This is a genomic window from Bacteroides sp. D22 (assembly GCF_000163675.1).
GTDB classification, from domain to species: domain Bacteria; phylum Bacteroidota; class Bacteroidia; order Bacteroidales; family Bacteroidaceae; genus Bacteroides; species Bacteroides xylanisolvens.
This window is the reverse complement of sequence record NZ_GG774797.1, coordinates 254,376-270,780: the sequence shown is the minus strand read 5'-3', so window position 1 is coordinate 270,780 and position 16,405 is coordinate 254,376. Positions and strand designations below refer to the sequence as shown.

Genomic DNA, 16,405 nt, shown 5'->3' with positions numbered 1-16,405 from the left:
TTTTAAGTCAAACTAAGAACGAAAGTCTTAATACCAAACCGAGGCATTGAAATCATCATTTCCGATTTACCTGCACGTGTTTTTATCTTCTTTCTTTCGATACATTGTCCATTCAAATCAACTTCCTCCACTCCGGATAATGGCATGTCAATGGTAACCTTTTGTAATTTTTCGTCCCCTTCAGAATTGAACAGGCGCAATAGTACCTTTCCATCTTTCATTTGAAGAGCACTCACTTGATAACCAGTATTCTGTAAATCAATAAATGATTTCGATTCCGGTTTTGCCACTGGATAGCAAGAATGCAGCAATGGTTCATTCCAACAATCGCTATCATCTGCGATTGATGCTTTGTCCCATTTGCCACGATGAGGTATAATTGCATACTTCATCCTCAAAGGGTGTGTTATTTTATAATCAGGTCCCCAAAGTCCTCCACCCGAATATTGAGCAGTCAGTCCTAATGGATAGCCCTCTCCATAAGAATAAGAAGTAGTATGGTCTGATAATAAAGCCAGAGCATAGTCGCCTTCCTGTTCAGCCAAGTCAACCCAATGAAGTATAATATTATGTTTGATTTGATCCCAAGAACCAAAGAAAGTATCAGTCAGTTTGCTTTCGCATACATCAAACGGTACATTTTTATAGACACGGGGAGCATGTAAATCAGTCGGGAATAATACACTTAGTTTAAACCGATCGTCACAATAAGCTCGACGATTATCACGCCAACGTTCCTCTTTATATTCACCAATACCTACATTCTTTTTCCAGTCAACCGTCAAATCAAAATCGATTCGTCTCGTTCCTTTAGTGAGAGTGATTACTTGTGTAAACGGATGGGAAGCAATCTCACCCTCTATCTTAATTTCTTGCTCATATACATTATCCCTTACTACTGTCAGCTTGACCGGAGTCTCTATAGAAGAACGAAATTTGCCTTCTTCATAAAAAAAGCCTCGTAACTCCCCTAAAGCATATTTCTCCGTTTTACCTGCAAAATCCTTATTCCCTTCTTTTTTAGCTATCAGGCTTTTTATGGTTCCTCCCTTTGATAAGTCAAAAACAATTTTATACATATCATTTTCAACCACGTATTCCTGTTTATTCACCTTATTACCTTCCAAAACGAATCTACTCTCCGAAGCCTCTTTCTTACCGGCTTCTTTCTTTTTTATACAATACGTGGAATAACCAAAGGGAGGAATCTCTGCCTCAAAAAATAATCTTATCTCTTTACCTTCATTTTCTACCAAACAACCTATATCTTTACCTTTCCAGTCATAAACACTTAAATCCGCATTTTCAGATTCCGTAGGCAGAAGAACATTTACGACTTCCTTTCTTCTCATTCCTAATGTATTAAAAACACGTATATATTGCTGTTGAGCATTATTTTGCGGAATAAACTTTTCATTAAAGCTCTGCATAGATGCCTCAATAATTCCATCTGCAATATGATTGGTACTGTCTGTCCATCGCTTAATCTGATCAGCCCATGTTCCTTTTCTATTCAGTCCATTATAAGGCACAATCCACGAATCATGATGTTGTGCCAACATCAGTGTACGCCAAGCCTCATCCATATCTGCCTGTCGACAAATATATTTATTTTCCAGATAAGCCATTACAGACATTTTCTCTGCCATGACAATTCTATTTTCTGAAACACGTACTTCTTGCGCTATTTTTTGCAAAACCTGACTTCCCCACATAAGATTCACATGTATATCTTCCTGTGAAAAATACCAGTTATCATCCGTTTTTCCAATGGAGACATTTTCAATGTAATCTCTCCATGTCACATATATAGAGTTATTTTTTGTGTTCTTTCCACTTCCCAGCCATGGGCCGTTTTTCCATCCGGCATCCTGAAAACACATACCAACGGGGCGTTTGATACCTGCGTTACGGCAATCTTTTAAATAAGCATCCGAATTTCCCCAAGCAGTTGTCTGCCAAGTTGATCCCGGCTCCAGTTTTTCACAAGCATATCTGGGAACGGTCAAGATTGCAGTCCCGTCCGGTCCCACCCAATTAACCAATTCTCCGCCATAAGCAGCAGTATACCCTCCCCAACAGGTATTGGGACATTTTAATACAGCATATTTAAAGCCGAACTGTTTAAGGATTTGTGGCAAGCAACTTGTGAAGCAAGGTTCTTCTACCGAATAGGTTACAAAATCTACCCCCGGAAAATGTTTGTTTATTTTAGCAATACCATATTGAAACTGTCTTATTATACTCTCTCCCGAGATATTATAGCAATAAGGCTGTGCATAAGTAGGGTTCGTAAACTCTACCTGATTACTAGTAGCCATCTCTTTAAAACGCAAATAAGCCTCCGGAGTCTGTACTCTGACTGTATCCCATGTTTCAGGCTCTATCTCCATACAAATCCGCCAATCCGGATGCATAGCCAGCTGATCCACAATAAATTGAGTTTTCCACTTTACCGGATAATGGCCATATATCCCGCCATGATACCCATCAACAAAATAAGCTTGTTGAGAATAAACATTTGCATAAAAGAAAACAGTCAGTAATATGATATAAATTTTATTCATGGTATCCTAAACCTATTTATCTTTGTGTTGCTCCATTCTACACATAAATTCATATAATTTATGTTGGACAACTTCTTTATTATTTTCATATTCCGGAGATATCCAATCAACGAGTGCCAGCAAAGTCTGATTTTCTATAAATTCTTCCTTCAGCCTTTCGTTGTTTTCCACTTCTATGAGAAACTCTGTTTTTTCATCAGAAGTAAATTCATCCGCAAAATATTTATTCAGACAATTCTCCATATACACAGTCCTTTTTTTATCAAAGAACGATTATCTCAATAAATACCCCTAAAAAATACCGATAAAATCATTAAAAAGTTATGCAGCCAATGTTACATTGAGTTTTGCTCTCAACTTTTTTAGTGCTATTCCCATCTGACATTCCACTGTATTTACCGAAATGCCCAAACGTTCGGATATTTCCCTATACTTCAATCCTTCCATGCGACTTAACAAAAATATGTCACGGCATCTTTTAGGCAAACTATTGATAGCATCCCGTATCAGTTTCTCCATCTGATTTCTTTCTGATATATCATATACATCAAAACGATCCAAAGATTGCAATTTCAGATTCAACTCAATCTCAAAAGAAGCCTTCACATTCTCGACATACTTTTGCTCGAATACTTTATGCTTTAAATAATCCAAACATTTGTTTCTCACAAGTCTGAAAAGATAAGCATTCATATTCTCAATATGATTCATTGACTCTCTCTTTTCCCATAAGTCTGTAAACACGTCTTGCGTTATGTTCTCAGCATCCTCTTCCGACATCACAAATTCTTTTGCAAACCGAACTAGTTTGGGATAATAAATAAGATACAATTCTGAAAAACTCATAGTTGTGTGTTTCTTTAGATTAGTATTCAGTTATCAAAAATCTTGTGATGCAAATATAGAGATGAAAAAAGCCTACTTCTTAGTGGAAGTAGGCAGGAAAGTAAACGTTTTATAGATCAATTATTATATATACATTTAATAATCAACAGTTTATAATAAGATCATTTTTTAGTTTTGGTAAACCGGATAGAATCATTTTTGAGACAAAGAACCAAGCTTTTTTACCTCCTCCTCAAAGATATTACTATCAAGAGTGGACATTCTCTTCACTTTACTCTTATAATTATAGATTGTCTGCACAGAATAATGCAAAAATACAGCAATCTGTCCAACATCGGTAATTCCTAATCGTATCAATGCAAATATGCGTAATTCTGTATTCAGTTGGTCCTTTTCCAGTTTATAACGCTCCTCCGGTTTCAACAAAGAATTGAACTTTTCCACAAAGTTAGGATACAATTTAAGGAACGCTTTATCAAAGTTATGATAAAGTTCTTCAAGTTCCTTTTCAAAAGGTCGGGAGGATGACTTATATAAATCATCAATCTGTCCGGTCTTGATTTTCCTGTTCACATTCTTCCTGTACTCATCGAGTTTATTAATATAAACGGCACATTGATTCATAAAATACCCCACATATTTTTCCTTGATCAGATTAGCTTCGTCGAGATTCTTATTCAGCCCGACCAGTTCCTCATTCATTGCTTTAAGATGCCGTTTAGCCCGGGATACAATTTTTGTTTGTTTATATGTAAAATACAGGGTGATAGCAAGAGCTACCACAAACAAGCTAGTCAGAAATATATAGAAACGGAGGTTCTGCTTTTGTTTTTCCAACCGGATCAAGTATGTATTTTCAATAATCGGATGGATGCGGGCAATTACTGTATTCTTAAAACGAGAATTATAAAAGATGGCATCATCCAACGCTACTTTAATATAATTATAAGCCCTGTCTATATCTCCTTTATGATATAAATTAACTGCCAATGTCAATAATGCCTCATTCTCTTTGACAGCCAGTTTTGTATCTGTCATAGCAGCCAGCATTAGAAACTTTTCTTCCAATGCATAATTCCCAATCAACCGATAAGCCCTGGCAAGTCCCATAGCCATCATAGCATAGCCATGAGATGCCGGCTCTTGTTTATCATATATCTCTGTCAAAATCAGAAGAGCCTCTTTGGTACTTCCCTTATCTTGAAGCTTCACAGCTTTTTCTTTTCTATATTCATCCGACTGGTCAAATAAGATGCTCATCACAGTATCCCGATAAGCCTCTTTTTCCGATATATACTCGTTTGAAAACCGTACATCGTCCGTGTATTTAATGAGATTTTCATAATAACGTATACGATTCCAGCAATACAAAGCTTTCAAATGATCGGGTAAATCCGCACATTTTATCGACTTAAAAATATCATTTGCTTGAATAAACAAACCGGATAAAGAATAGACAAAAGCCAACCGGAGCTGCTCTTCCAAAAGATATTCTTTATTACCAATCGTTTTTGCTATATCAATATTCTCATGAATATATTGTTCTGCCGAGTCACAGACAAAAGTCTCATATTGATGGATAATCTCTTTATTTAAATTGTATATATCCTCCAACGAATTAAGGCCAACTTTCTTTTTCTTTAATTCTTTTATGGTAGCTTCTTTTTTCTGGGTATATATCAAACGTTCAGAAATCACTTTGTCTAACACCTTCAACAAAGAATCATTCTCACTATCTGCATAGAGGTAAAACAAGGAGTTTAGAAGGAAAAATATAAACCAAAGTGTGCGTTTCATAATCATGTATTCTTTCTTAATCTGCAAAAAAATGTATTTTCTTTGTGTAATTCGCAAAAAAGAGCGTAAATCATTCTTTTTATTGCATCTTTTAACAAATGAAGATGGAGAAATTACCCCATTCTAAATGATATTTGTGAAACCATGCTGACTAAAAAATGAATCTAAAAGATATGGAGTTAAAAAAAGCTTTTTTGCCATACGGACTTTGCAAAAAGTATAAATATTAGTTCTATATTTGCAGCCGTTAAAGGAGAAAGATGAAACAAAGCTTAAAATTCGGACTACTTTTAGTGTTGGCTTTGCTCATCCATTGCGCAACTAACGGAGCAATGGAAGATATGTGCAAAGTTTCCTCCCCGACTTATCGGCAGGAGAAATGCTATGTATCACAAGATCGTCCGATTCAGGATGCTTTGGAACGTCTTTATAATCTTTATACGACTCAAACCTGTGATATGAGTCATACAGACGTCGCACATGTTCCGACAGATAAAAGCATGTTTTTGTTAATCGCTTATTTCTGTGACCATTACAAACATCAAAGTCCACCTTACCCTGTCTCATCCCATTCTCCTACATACTATTACGATCCTATCTCCTATTATATATATGGGTTGAGAAAGATTGTCATTTAGCCTACAGTACAGTAGACTCTTTTGCTCGTCATTTATTACAGTTGGTTTTATTCTCCATAGGGCGAATAGACTAATTGCTTATTTCTATATAATATTCAATCTAAACAGCTATTGAATTATGAATTTTACATTTTTAGTTGTTGTTTTACTGACAGCGCTTGCTTTTGTCGGTGTAGTAATAGCCCTCTCGCGTGCTATCTCTCCCCGTTCATACAACCTGCAAAAGTTTGAGGCTTATGAATGTGGTATACCGACACGTGGTAAATCATGGATGCAGTTCCGTGTAGGCTACTACTTGTTTGCCATCTTATTCCTTATGTTCGATGTCGAAACAGCTTTTCTGTTTCCGTGGGCGGTAGTTATGCGTGACATGGGACCACAGGGACTTATTAGTGTTCTCTTCTTCTTTATCATTTTAGTTCTAGGTCTTGCTTATGCCTGGAGGAAAGGAGCTTTGGAATGGAAATAACCAAAAAGCCAAAAATAAAATCTATTCCGTATGATGAGTTTATCGACAATGAATCATTGGAAAAGTTGGTCAAAGAACTTAATGCTGGAGGAGCCAATGTTGCCCTCGGAGTACTTGACGACTTTATCAACTGGGGGCGCAGCAATTCACTGTGGCCGCTTACCTTTGCAACCAGTTGTTGTGGTATCGAATTTATGGCACTGGGTGCCGCGCGTTATGACATGGCCCGCTTTGGGTTTGAGGTAGCACGTGCCAGCCCGCGTCAGGCTGATATGATTATGGTATGCGGAACAATCACCAATAAAATGGCTCCGGTACTGAAACGACTTTACGACCAGATGCCCGATCCGAAGTATGTGGTTGCCGTAGGCGGATGCGCTGTCAGCGGAGGTCCTTTCAAGAAGTCCTATCACGTAGTAAACGGGGTGGACAAGATTCTTCCGGTAGATGTATATATTCCCGGATGCCCGCCACGTCCTGAAGCATTCTATTATGGCATGATGCAATTGCAACGCAAAGTGAAAATAGAAAAGTTCTTTGGTGGAGTAAACAGAAAAGAGAAGAAACCGGATTATTTAAGAAATGAAGAATGATGAATGATGAATGAAGAATTCGCATGCAACATCCCGGCAGATTTTTCATTCTTAATTTTTCATTCTTAATTTAATTTGATTTATGCAAGAAATACAATTTATAGCTCCTGCAGCGTTACACGACGAGATGCTGCGCTTGCGAAATGAAAAACAGATGGACTTTCTCGAAAGCCTCACCGGTATGGACTGGGGAGTAGCCGATGAGAAAGACGCTCCGGAAAAACTCCGCGGCTTAGGCGTAGTCTACCATCTGGAATCTACCATTACAGGCGAACGGATAGCACTAAAAACAGCGACAACCAACCGCGAGCTACCGGAAATACCGTCTGTCAGCGACATCTGGAAGATAGCCGACTTCTACGAACGTGAAGTTTTTGATTTTTATGGCATCACCTTTGTCGGTCATCCTGATATGCGCCGGCTCTACCTGCGCAACGATTGGATTGGTTATCCGATGCGTAAAGATAACGACCCGGAAAAGGATAACCCACTGTGCATGACCAATGAAGAGACGTTTGATACGACTCAAGAAATAGAACTGAACCCGGACGGAACCATCAAGAACAAAGAGACGAAACTGTTCGGCGAAGAAGAATATGTAGTCAACATCGGTCCGCAACACCCTGCTACTCATGGTGTAATGCGCTTCCGTGTTTCTCTGGAAGGTGAAATTATTCGTAAGATTGATGCGAACTGCGGGTATATCCACCGAGGTATCGAGAAAATGAATGAAAGCCTCACTTACCCTCAAACATTAGCTTTGACAGACCGTCTGGACTATTTGGGCGCGCATCAAAATCGTCACGCATTGTGTATGTGTATTGAAAAAGCCATGGGCATTGAGGTCAGTGAACGCGTACAGTACATCCGTACCATAATGGACGAGTTGCAACGTATCGATTCTCACTTGCTGTTCTACTCTTGTCTTGCTATGGACTTAGGAGCGTTGACAGCATTCTTTTATGGATTCCGTGACCGCGAGAAAATTCTCGATATCTTTGAAGAAACTTGCGGCGGACGTCTGATTATGAACTACAATACGATTGGCGGTGTACAGGCTGATCTTCATCCTAACTTCGTCAAACGAGTAAAAGAGTTCATTCCATATATGAGAGGAATTATCCACGAATATCACGATATATTCACGGGTAACATCATCGCACAGAGCCGTATGAAAGGCGTCGGTGTGTTAAGCCGTGAAGATGCCATCTCTTTCGGTTGTACCGGAGGTACAGGCCGTGCATCAGGATGGGCGTGTGACGTACGTAAACGAATGCCATACGGTGTATATGACAAAGTCGATTTCAAAGAAATCGTTTATACGGAAGGTGACTGCTTTGCCCGTTACCTGGTGCGTATGGATGAGATCATGGAAAGTCTGAACATCATTGAGCAATTAATAGACAATATTCCCGAGGGACCTTATCAGGAGAAGATGAAACCTATCATCCGTGTTCCGGAAGGCAGTTACTATGCAGCAGTAGAAGGAAGTCGTGGTGAATTTGGTGTCTTCCTGGAAAGTCAGGGTGACAAAACGCCTTACCGTCTGCACTACCGTGCTACGGGATTGCCGCTTGTTGCTGCAATTGACACCATTTGCCGGGGCACAAAGATTGCCGACTTAATTGCTATTGGCGGAACAATAGATTATGTCGTTCCGGATATTGACAGATAATACTTAATTATTAAAAATATATGTTCGACTTTAGTATAGTAACAAACTGGATACATGAGCTACTGCTCTCCATTATGCCGGAGGGATTAGCCATCTTTATAGAATGTGTAGCTGTCGGCGTGTGCCTCGTAGCACTGTATGCCATCCTGGCTATCATATTGATCTACATGGAGCGTAAGGTCTGCGGTTTCTTCCAGTGTCGTCTTGGACCGAACCGTGTTGGTAAATGGGGTTCTATCCAAGTGGTCTGCGACGTGCTCAAAATGCTGACCAAAGAAATCTTCATGCCGAAGGGTGCCGACCATTTCCTTTACAATCTTGCTCCATTCATGGTGATTATCGCTTCATTCCTGACTTTCGCTTGTATTCCTTTTAATAAAGGTGCGGCGATTCTGGACTTTAATGTGGGCGTGTTCTTCCTGTTGGCAGCTTCCAGCATTGGAGTTGTCGGTATCTTGCTGGCCGGTTGGGGTAGTAACAACAAATTCTCTTTGATCGGTGCCATGCGAAGCGGTGCACAGATTATCAGTTATGAACTTTCTGTTGGTATGAGTATCATGACAATGGTAGTGCTGACGGGAACCATGCAATTTTCTGAAATCGTAGAAGGACAAGCTAATGGTTGGTTCATCTTCAAGGGACATATTCCTGCGGTCATTGCTTTCATCATCTATCTGATTGCCGGAAATGCAGAATGTAACCGTGGCCCGTTCGACCTTCCCGAAGCAGAAAGTGAGTTGACTGCCGGATATCATACTGAATACTCTGGTATGGGCTTCGGTTTCTTCTATCTGGCAGAATATTTGAATCTGTTTATCGTAGCCAGTGTTGCCGCCACCATCTTCCTGGGAGGATGGATGCCGCTGCACATTGTTGGTTTGGATGGATTTAATGCTGTAATGGATTATATTCCGGGCTTTATCTGGTTCTTCGCCAAAGCATTCTTTGTGGTATTCCTTCTGATGTGGATCAAATGGACTTTCCCACGCTTGCGTATCGACCAGATCTTGAATCTGGAATGGAAATACCTGGTCCCAATTTCTATGGTAAATCTATTACTAATGGCATGCTGCGTAGCTTTCGGCTTCCACTTTTGATAAATGAAAATTATGGAATATAAAGATAAAAAATATACGTACTTAGGTGGTCTGGTGCATGGCATCAGTACACTGGCAACGGGTATGAAAACCAGCATCAAGGTATACTTCCGTAAGAAAGTGACCGAGCAATATCCCGAAAACCGGAAAGAGCTGAAAATGTTCGACCGTTTCCGTGGTACGCTGAATATGCCCCACAATGAGAATAATGAACATCGCTGTGTAGCTTGCGGACTGTGTCAAATGGCCTGTCCGAACGATACAATCAAAGTGACCAGCGAAACCGTCGAAACAGAAGATGGAAAGAAGAAGAAAATCCTGGCAACCTATGAATATGATTTGGGTGCCTGTATGTTCTGCCAGCTCTGTGTCAATGCTTGTCCGCACGATGCCATCACGTTCGATCAGAACTTCGAACATGCAGTCTTCGACCGGACGAAACTTGTCCTGAAGTTGAACCACGACGGTAGTAAAGTAATAGAAAAGAAAAAAGAAGTTTAGATATGGGATCAACACTTGAAACAGTAGTATTCTACTTTTTGGCAGCATTTATTATTGCTATGTCCATCATGACGGTGACTACCCAACGTATCGTACGCTCGGCCACCTACCTGCTCTTCGTGCTCTTCGGCACGGCCGGCATCTATTTTTTGCTGGGTTACACCTTTCTGGGTTCCGTTCAGATTATGGTTTATGCCGGTGGTATCGTCGTTCTTTATGTATTCTCCATCCTGTTGACCAGTGGAGAAGGCGACCGGGCCGAGAAAGCAAAACGAAGTAAAGTCTTAGCCGGACTCTTCACTATGATTGCCGGTTTAGCCATTATCCTTTTTATCACACTGAAGCACGATTTCATGCAGACAGCTAATTTGGCCCCGCAAGAAATTAGCATTCATGCTATCGGGAACGCTTTATTAAGTAGTGACAAATACGGTTATGTATTGCCTTTCGAAGCTGTCAGCATATTATTGCTGGCGTGTATCATCGGTGGCATCATGATTGCACGTAAGAGATAGGAATTTTAAGTATTAACTATCAAAATAGAGTTCGAATATGATACACATGGAATATTACCTGGTAGTTTCTACCATCATGATGTTTGCAGGAATCTATGGATTCTTTACCCGCCGAAATACACTGGCTATCCTGATTTCTGTAGAGTTAATGCTGAATGCTACGGACATCAACTTCGCCGTATTCAATCGTTTCCTTTTTCCGGGGGGAATGGAGGGTTATTTCTTTGCACTCTTTTCCATCGCCATCTCGGCTGCGGAAACTGCAATAGCTATCGCCATCATGATTAACATTTATCGTAATCTTCGAAGCATTCAGGTGCGCAATCTGGACGAGTTGAAGTGGTGATTTGTTTCATTCCCAGGAACAAGGTGTTTCATCCCTTGAAACACTTCGTTTCACACCGAGAAACAAAGTGTTTCTCACCGAGGAACAACTAGTTTCACACCGGGAAACCAAACAGAAGGTCCGAGTATAGTGATTATCAGCTATAAGACCAAGAATTAATAATAATAACTCAAGTAATTAAATAAAACTGTATGGAACTAACAATTCTAATACTCCTTCTTCCTTTCTTCTCCTTTCTCATATTGGGAATCGGAGGTAAATGGATGTCCCACCGGACAGCGGGTACAATCGGTACGCTGATACTGGGAGCAGTAGCAGTACTATCCTACGTTACAGCTATCCAATATTTCTCCGCTCCACGACTGGAAGACGGAACATTCGCCACACTGATGCCTTACAACTTCACGTGGCTTCCTTTTACAGAGACTTTACACTTCGACTTGGGCATCTTGCTCGATCCTATATCGGTAATGATGTTGATCGTCATCTCTACAGTGTCACTGATGGTACATATCTACTCTTTCGGTTACATGAAAGGAGAAGTCGGTTTTCAACGTTATTACGCTTTCCTATCCCTATTTACCATGTCTATGCTGGGATTGGTCGTTGCAACCAACATCTTCCAGATGTACCTTTTTTGGGAGCTGGTGGGGGTAAGTTCTTACCTGCTAATCGGTTTTTATTATACAAAACCGGCTGCCATCGCTGCTTCCAAGAAAGCGTTTATTGTTACTCGCTTTGCTGACTTGGGCTTCCTGATCGGTATCCTGATTTACGGATATTACGGTGGTACATTCGGATTCACTCCGGATACAGTATCCTTGATAAGCGGTGGAGCTTCTATGCTTCCGTTGGCTCTCGGACTGATGTTTGTCGGTGGTGCCGGTAAAAGTGCCATGTTCCCGTTGCATATCTGGTTGCCGGATGCAATGGAAGGTCCTACTCCGGTCAGCGCATTGATTCATGCGGCTACCATGGTAGTTGCCGGTGTATATCTGGTGGCACGTATGTTCCCACTTTTCATTACATACGCACCGAATACGCTGCACATGGTTGCTTGGGTAGGTGCATTTACAGCATTCTACGCGGCAAGTGTGGCTTGCGTACAATCAGACATTAAACGTGTACTGGCTTTCTCTACCATTTCACAAATTGGCTTTATGATGGTAGCTCTGGGTGTTTGTACTTCCATGAATCCACACGAAGGAGGTTTGGGCTACATGGCTTCCATGTTCCACCTTTTCACACATGCCATGTTTAAGGCATTGCTCTTCCTCGGTGCAGGTAGCATCATTCATGCCGTACATTCTAATGAAATGTCCGCTATGGGAGGTTTACGCAAATATATGCCGATCACTCACTGGACATTCCTGATTGCTTGTCTGGCTATTGCCGGTATTCCTCCGTTCTCGGGCTTCTTCTCGAAAGATGAAATTCTGGCTGCTTGTTTCCAATACAGCCCTGTAATGGGATGGGTGATGACAGTCATCGCTGCAATGACAGCTTTCTATATGTTCCGCCTTTACTACGGTATTTTTTGGGGCAAGGAAAACAAAGAACTTCATGCACATCACACACCACACGAAAGTCCGTTGGCTATGACTTTCCCGTTAATGTTCCTGGCTGTTGTAACTTGTGGAGCAGGATTTATTCCTTTCGGACACTTCATCAGTTCGAATGGTGAATCTTATTCTATCCATCTCGATCCGTCAGTAGCTATTACGAGCGTTGTTATTGCGATTATTTCGATTGCAATCGCTACATGGATGTACAAGAATGCCAAACAGCCTGTTGCTGATTCGTTGGCAAAACGATTCAAAGGTCTGCACAAGGCAGCCTATAATCGCTTCTATATTGATGATATCTACCAGTTTATTACGCATAAGATTATCTTCCGCTGCATCTCTACTCCTATCGCATGGTTCGACCGTCATGTAGTGGATGGATTCTTTGACTTCCTGGCATGGGCCACCAACACAACAAGCGACGAGATTCGTGGTTTGCAGAGCGGTCAGGTACAACAATATGCGTATGTGTTCCTTTGCGGTGCATTGGCACTTATCCTACTGCTGATTCTCTAAATAGTAAATAGTAAATCTTTAAATAGTAAATCATAAAGATGAATTTCTTATCCATATTCGTACTTATCCCCTTATTGATGCTGGCCGGACTTTGGGCAGCACGAGGAATCAAAGCCATCCGGGGGGTTATGGTTACTGGCGCATCGGCACTTCTGATTGCCTCCGTCGTACTTACATTCCTGTATCTGGGAGAGCGTAGCGCCGGAAACACGGCAGAAATGCTTTTCCGTGCAGATACGCTTTGGTATGCCCCGCTTCACATATCTTATTCAGTAGGTGTTGACGGAATTTCGGTAGCCATGTTGTTATTGTCTGCTGTCATCGTATTCACCGGTACATTCGCTTCCTGGCGCCTGCAACCGCTGACGAAAGAATATTTCCTCTGGTTCACCCTGTTGTCTATGGGAGTATTCGGATTCTTTATATCCGTCGATTTGTTCACCATGTTCATGTTCTATGAAATTGCGTTGATACCGATGTACCTGCTGATTGGTGTATGGGGATCAGGACGTAAAGAATATGCAGCCATGAAACTGACCCTTATGTTGATGGGCGGTTCCGCTTTCCTATTGATCGGTATTCTCGGAATCTATTTCGGCTCGGGAGCAACCACCATGAACCTTCTCGAAATTGCACAGTTGCACAACATACCTTTTGCACAGCAATGCATCTGGTTCCCGCTGACTTTCCTCGGCTTCGGTGTATTGGGCGCCCTTTTCCCGTTCCACACATGGAGTCCTGACGGTCACGCTTCTGCCCCGACTGCCGTATCCATGCTTCATGCCGGAGTATTGATGAAACTGGGAGGTTACGGATGTTTCCGTATCGCCATGTATCTGATGCCGGAAGCAGCCAACGAACTTTCCTGGATATTCCTGATACTGACAGGTATCTCTGTAGTCTACGGAGCCTTCTCCGCTTGCGTACAGACCGACTTGAAATATATCAATGCTTATTCATCCGTATCTCACTGCGGACTGGTTCTTTTCGCCATTCTGATGCTAAACCAGACAGCAGCAACAGGAGCAATCCTTCAAATGCTTTCACACGGATTAATGACAGCCTTGTTCTTTGCTCTGATCGGTATGATATATGGACGTACACACACACGTGACGTTCGCGAACTTGCCGGTTTAATGAAAATTATGCCGTTCCTTAGTGTATGTTATGTGATTGCCGGTCTTGCCAACCTCGGTCTGCCGGGATTAAGCGGTTTCATTGCTGAAATGACCATCTTCGTCGGCTCTTTCCAGAACAACGACGTATTTCACCGCACACTGACCATCATCGCCTGCTCTTCGATTGTGATTACCGCAGTCTACATCCTGCGCCTGGTAGGTAAGATTCTATACGGAACCTGCACCAACAAACATCACCTCGAACTGACCGACGCAACTTGGGACGAACGTGTAGCCGTTATCTGCCTCATCGTTTGCGTTGCCGGACTAGGTATGGCTCCTTTCTGGGTTAGCCACATGATTGGTGAAAGCGTATTACCGGTTGTCTCACAACTAATCCCCTAACTCATAAATCATAATTCTTAATTCATAAATAAACAAGATGGATTATTCACAATTTCTAAATATGCGAGAAGAGCTGTCGCTCATAGCTGTCTTACTGCTGCTATTTCTAGCTGACCTCTTCATGAGTCCGGATGCACACAAAAATAGTGGGAAAGCACGCCTGAACACCATGTTGCCCGTTATTCTGATGGCTATCCATACGGCTATCAACTTGATTCCGGGAACTGCTACCGATGCATTCGGTGGTATGTATCACTATGTACCGATGCACACAGTTGTTAAATCGATCCTGAATGTCGGTACACTGATTGTTTTCCTGATGGCGCACGAGTGGATGAAAAGAGAAGACACTTCATTCAAACAAGGAGAATTCTATGTGCTTACACTCTCTACCTTGTTTGGTATGTATCTCATGATTTCCGCCGGACATTTCCTGATGTTCTTCATCGGTCTTGAAACAGCTTCTATTCCGATGGCAGCATTGATTGCCTTCGATAAATACCGTCACAACTCTGCCGAAGCAGGTGCCAAATACATTCTGACAGCTCTTTTCTCCAGTGCATTGCTGTTGTTTGGTCTGTCCATGATCTATGGTTCTGCCGGGACTCTTTATTTCGATGACCTCCCTGCCCATATCGACGGAAATCCGTTACAGATCATGGCATTTATATTCTTCTTCACAGGAATGGCATTCAAGTTATCACTGGTTCCATTCCACTTATGGACAGCAGACGTTTACGAAGGCGCTCCGAGTACAGTTACCGCTTATTTGAGTGTTATATCAAAAGGATCGGCAGCATTTGTATTATTGGCCGTCCTTATCAAAGTATTCGCTCCAATGATTAATGACTGGCAGGAAGTACTTTATTGGGTAACCATCGCTTCTATCACTATTGCAAATATATTTGCTGTCCGTCAGCAAAACCTGAAACGTTTGATGGCGTTCTCCAGTATTTCGCAAGCGGGATATATTATGTTAGGCGTTATTGGTGGTACAGCACAAGGCATGACGGCATTGGTATATTATGTATTAGTGTACGCTGCCGCCAACCTCGGAGTATTTGCCGTTATCACTATCGTGGCATTACGCAGTCAGAAATTCACGCTCGAAGATTACGCAGGACTTTATAAAACGAATCCCAAAATCGCTCTCTTGATGACTCTGTCTCTGTTCTCATTGGCAGGCATCCCTCCGTTTGCCGGATTCTTCTCTAAGTTTTTTATCTTCATGGCTGCTTTCGATGCAGGTTTCCACTTGCTGGTATTCATCGCATTGGTAAATACAGTGATTTCGTTGTATTACTATCTATTGATTGTAAAAGCAATGTATATCACTCCTTCCGACAACCCGATTCCTACTTTCCGCAGCGACCGCTGCACAAAATGGGGATTGGCACTTTGCACATTGGGTATCATCGGACTGGGTATTGCAAGTATCGTATATCAATCTATCGATAAACTGTCGTTCGGAATTTAAACGGACTACACCTTTTCACCAAAGAAACGGTCTTGGTTTCATGTCAGTATCAATCGACATCAAAACCAAGACCGTTTCTTCTATATAGTCGCCCCTTAGAATGTGCTTTTACGCCTAATAATCAACATATTAATATATAAATTGCTTTGATATATCTGCAAGTTTTTGTATCTTTATGGTTGAAAACTTGCAGATTATTATGATAAACAAGACCACCCCTCAGCCCTCCTTGTTCAGCTCTTTGACAGACCAGCTGAATCCCAGGCATCCCTTATACCTG

Annotated in this window: 15 protein-coding genes; 11 read left to right on the top strand and 4 right to left on the bottom strand. The window is 41.5% G+C overall.

Translation table 11 applies throughout. The features are described 5' to 3' along the window. Nucleotides 1-2: 2 nt before the first annotated feature. From HMPREF0106_RS20395 to HMPREF0106_RS20410, 4 genes are all read right to left on the bottom strand, one after another. Nucleotides 3-2,567, bottom strand: a complete 2,565-nt coding sequence (locus HMPREF0106_RS20395) for a glycoside hydrolase family 38 C-terminal domain-containing protein (protein ID WP_009039050.1) — start codon at nucleotides 2,565-2,567, stop codon at nucleotides 3-5. A 12-nt stretch (nucleotides 2,568-2,579) separates the two neighbouring features. Further along, nucleotides 2,580-2,810, bottom strand: coding sequence for a hypothetical protein (locus HMPREF0106_RS20400; RefSeq protein WP_004312118.1), 231 nt, complete (start codon nucleotides 2,808-2,810; stop codon nucleotides 2,580-2,582). Nucleotides 2,811-2,888: 78 nt separating this feature from the next. Continuing rightward, nucleotides 2,889-3,413 (bottom strand): RNA polymerase sigma-70 factor, encoded by a 525-nt coding sequence (locus HMPREF0106_RS20405; protein WP_004301470.1) that lies wholly within the window; start codon nucleotides 3,411-3,413, stop codon nucleotides 2,889-2,891. Between the two features lie 192 nt (nucleotides 3,414-3,605). After that, nucleotides 3,606-5,210, bottom strand: coding sequence for a DUF6377 domain-containing protein (locus HMPREF0106_RS20410; RefSeq protein ID WP_032851024.1), 1,605 nt, complete (start codon nucleotides 5,208-5,210; stop codon nucleotides 3,606-3,608). 260 nt (nucleotides 5,211-5,470) lie between these two features. Between HMPREF0106_RS20410 and HMPREF0106_RS20415 the strand changes: the two genes are divergently transcribed. The 11 genes from HMPREF0106_RS20415 (at nucleotide 5,471) to HMPREF0106_RS20465 (ending at nucleotide 16,125) form a co-directional block, all read left to right on the top strand. Beyond that, a complete protein-coding gene (locus HMPREF0106_RS20415) occupies nucleotides 5,471-5,848 on the top strand; it encodes a hypothetical protein (protein ID WP_004312115.1) in 378 nt (125 codons plus the stop codon). A gap of 118 nt (nucleotides 5,849-5,966) precedes the next feature. After that, nucleotides 5,967-6,317: an NADH-quinone oxidoreductase subunit A gene (locus tag HMPREF0106_RS20420; protein ID WP_004312114.1), complete on the top strand. Its 351-nt coding sequence runs from the start codon at nucleotides 5,967-5,969 to the stop codon at nucleotides 6,315-6,317. Next, a complete protein-coding gene (locus HMPREF0106_RS20425; protein ID WP_004312113.1) occupies nucleotides 6,308-6,910 on the top strand; it encodes an NADH-quinone oxidoreductase subunit B in 603 nt (200 codons plus the stop codon). Before HMPREF0106_RS20420 ends, HMPREF0106_RS20425 begins: the two co-directional genes overlap by 10 nt. An 82-nt stretch (nucleotides 6,911-6,992) precedes the next feature. Beyond that, nucleotides 6,993-8,585 carry an NADH-quinone oxidoreductase subunit D gene (locus HMPREF0106_RS20430; protein WP_004312112.1) on the top strand — a complete coding sequence of 531 codons (1,593 nt, stop codon included), beginning with the start codon at nucleotides 6,993-6,995 and terminating at the stop codon, nucleotides 8,583-8,585. 20 nt (nucleotides 8,586-8,605) lie between these two features. Then, nucleotides 8,606-9,682 carry an NADH-quinone oxidoreductase subunit NuoH gene (gene nuoH / locus HMPREF0106_RS20435; RefSeq protein ID WP_004312111.1) on the top strand — a complete coding sequence of 359 codons (1,077 nt, stop codon included), beginning with the start codon at nucleotides 8,606-8,608 and terminating at the stop codon, nucleotides 9,680-9,682. Nucleotides 9,683-9,694: 12 nt separating this feature from the next. After that, on the top strand, nucleotides 9,695-10,183 hold the full coding sequence (locus HMPREF0106_RS20440) for a 4Fe-4S binding protein (RefSeq protein ID WP_004305338.1): 489 nt from the start codon (nucleotides 9,695-9,697) through the stop codon (nucleotides 10,181-10,183). Nucleotides 10,184-10,185: 2 nt separating this feature from the next. Continuing rightward, the gene (locus HMPREF0106_RS20445) at nucleotides 10,186-10,698 is read left to right on the top strand and encodes an NADH-quinone oxidoreductase subunit J (RefSeq protein ID WP_004312110.1); all 513 of its coding nucleotides are present in this window, start codon (nucleotides 10,186-10,188) and stop codon (nucleotides 10,696-10,698) included. Between the two features lie 37 nt (nucleotides 10,699-10,735). Further along, nucleotides 10,736-11,044, top strand: a complete 309-nt coding sequence (gene nuoK, locus HMPREF0106_RS20450; RefSeq protein ID WP_004312109.1) for an NADH-quinone oxidoreductase subunit NuoK — start codon at nucleotides 10,736-10,738, stop codon at nucleotides 11,042-11,044. A gap of 191 nt (nucleotides 11,045-11,235) precedes the next feature. After that, nucleotides 11,236-13,125, top strand: a complete 1,890-nt coding sequence (nuoL, locus tag HMPREF0106_RS20455) for an NADH-quinone oxidoreductase subunit L (RefSeq protein WP_009039049.1) — start codon at nucleotides 11,236-11,238, stop codon at nucleotides 13,123-13,125. Nucleotides 13,126-13,163: 38 nt separating this feature from the next. Continuing rightward, the gene (locus tag HMPREF0106_RS20460; protein WP_004312107.1) at nucleotides 13,164-14,648 is read left to right on the top strand and encodes a NuoM family protein; all 1,485 of its coding nucleotides are present in this window, start codon (nucleotides 13,164-13,166) and stop codon (nucleotides 14,646-14,648) included. 37 nt (nucleotides 14,649-14,685) lie between these two features. Beyond that, on the top strand, nucleotides 14,686-16,125 hold the full coding sequence (locus tag HMPREF0106_RS20465; RefSeq protein WP_004312106.1) for an NADH-quinone oxidoreductase subunit N: 1,440 nt from the start codon (nucleotides 14,686-14,688) through the stop codon (nucleotides 16,123-16,125). The last annotated feature ends 280 nt before the right edge of the window (nucleotides 16,126-16,405 follow it).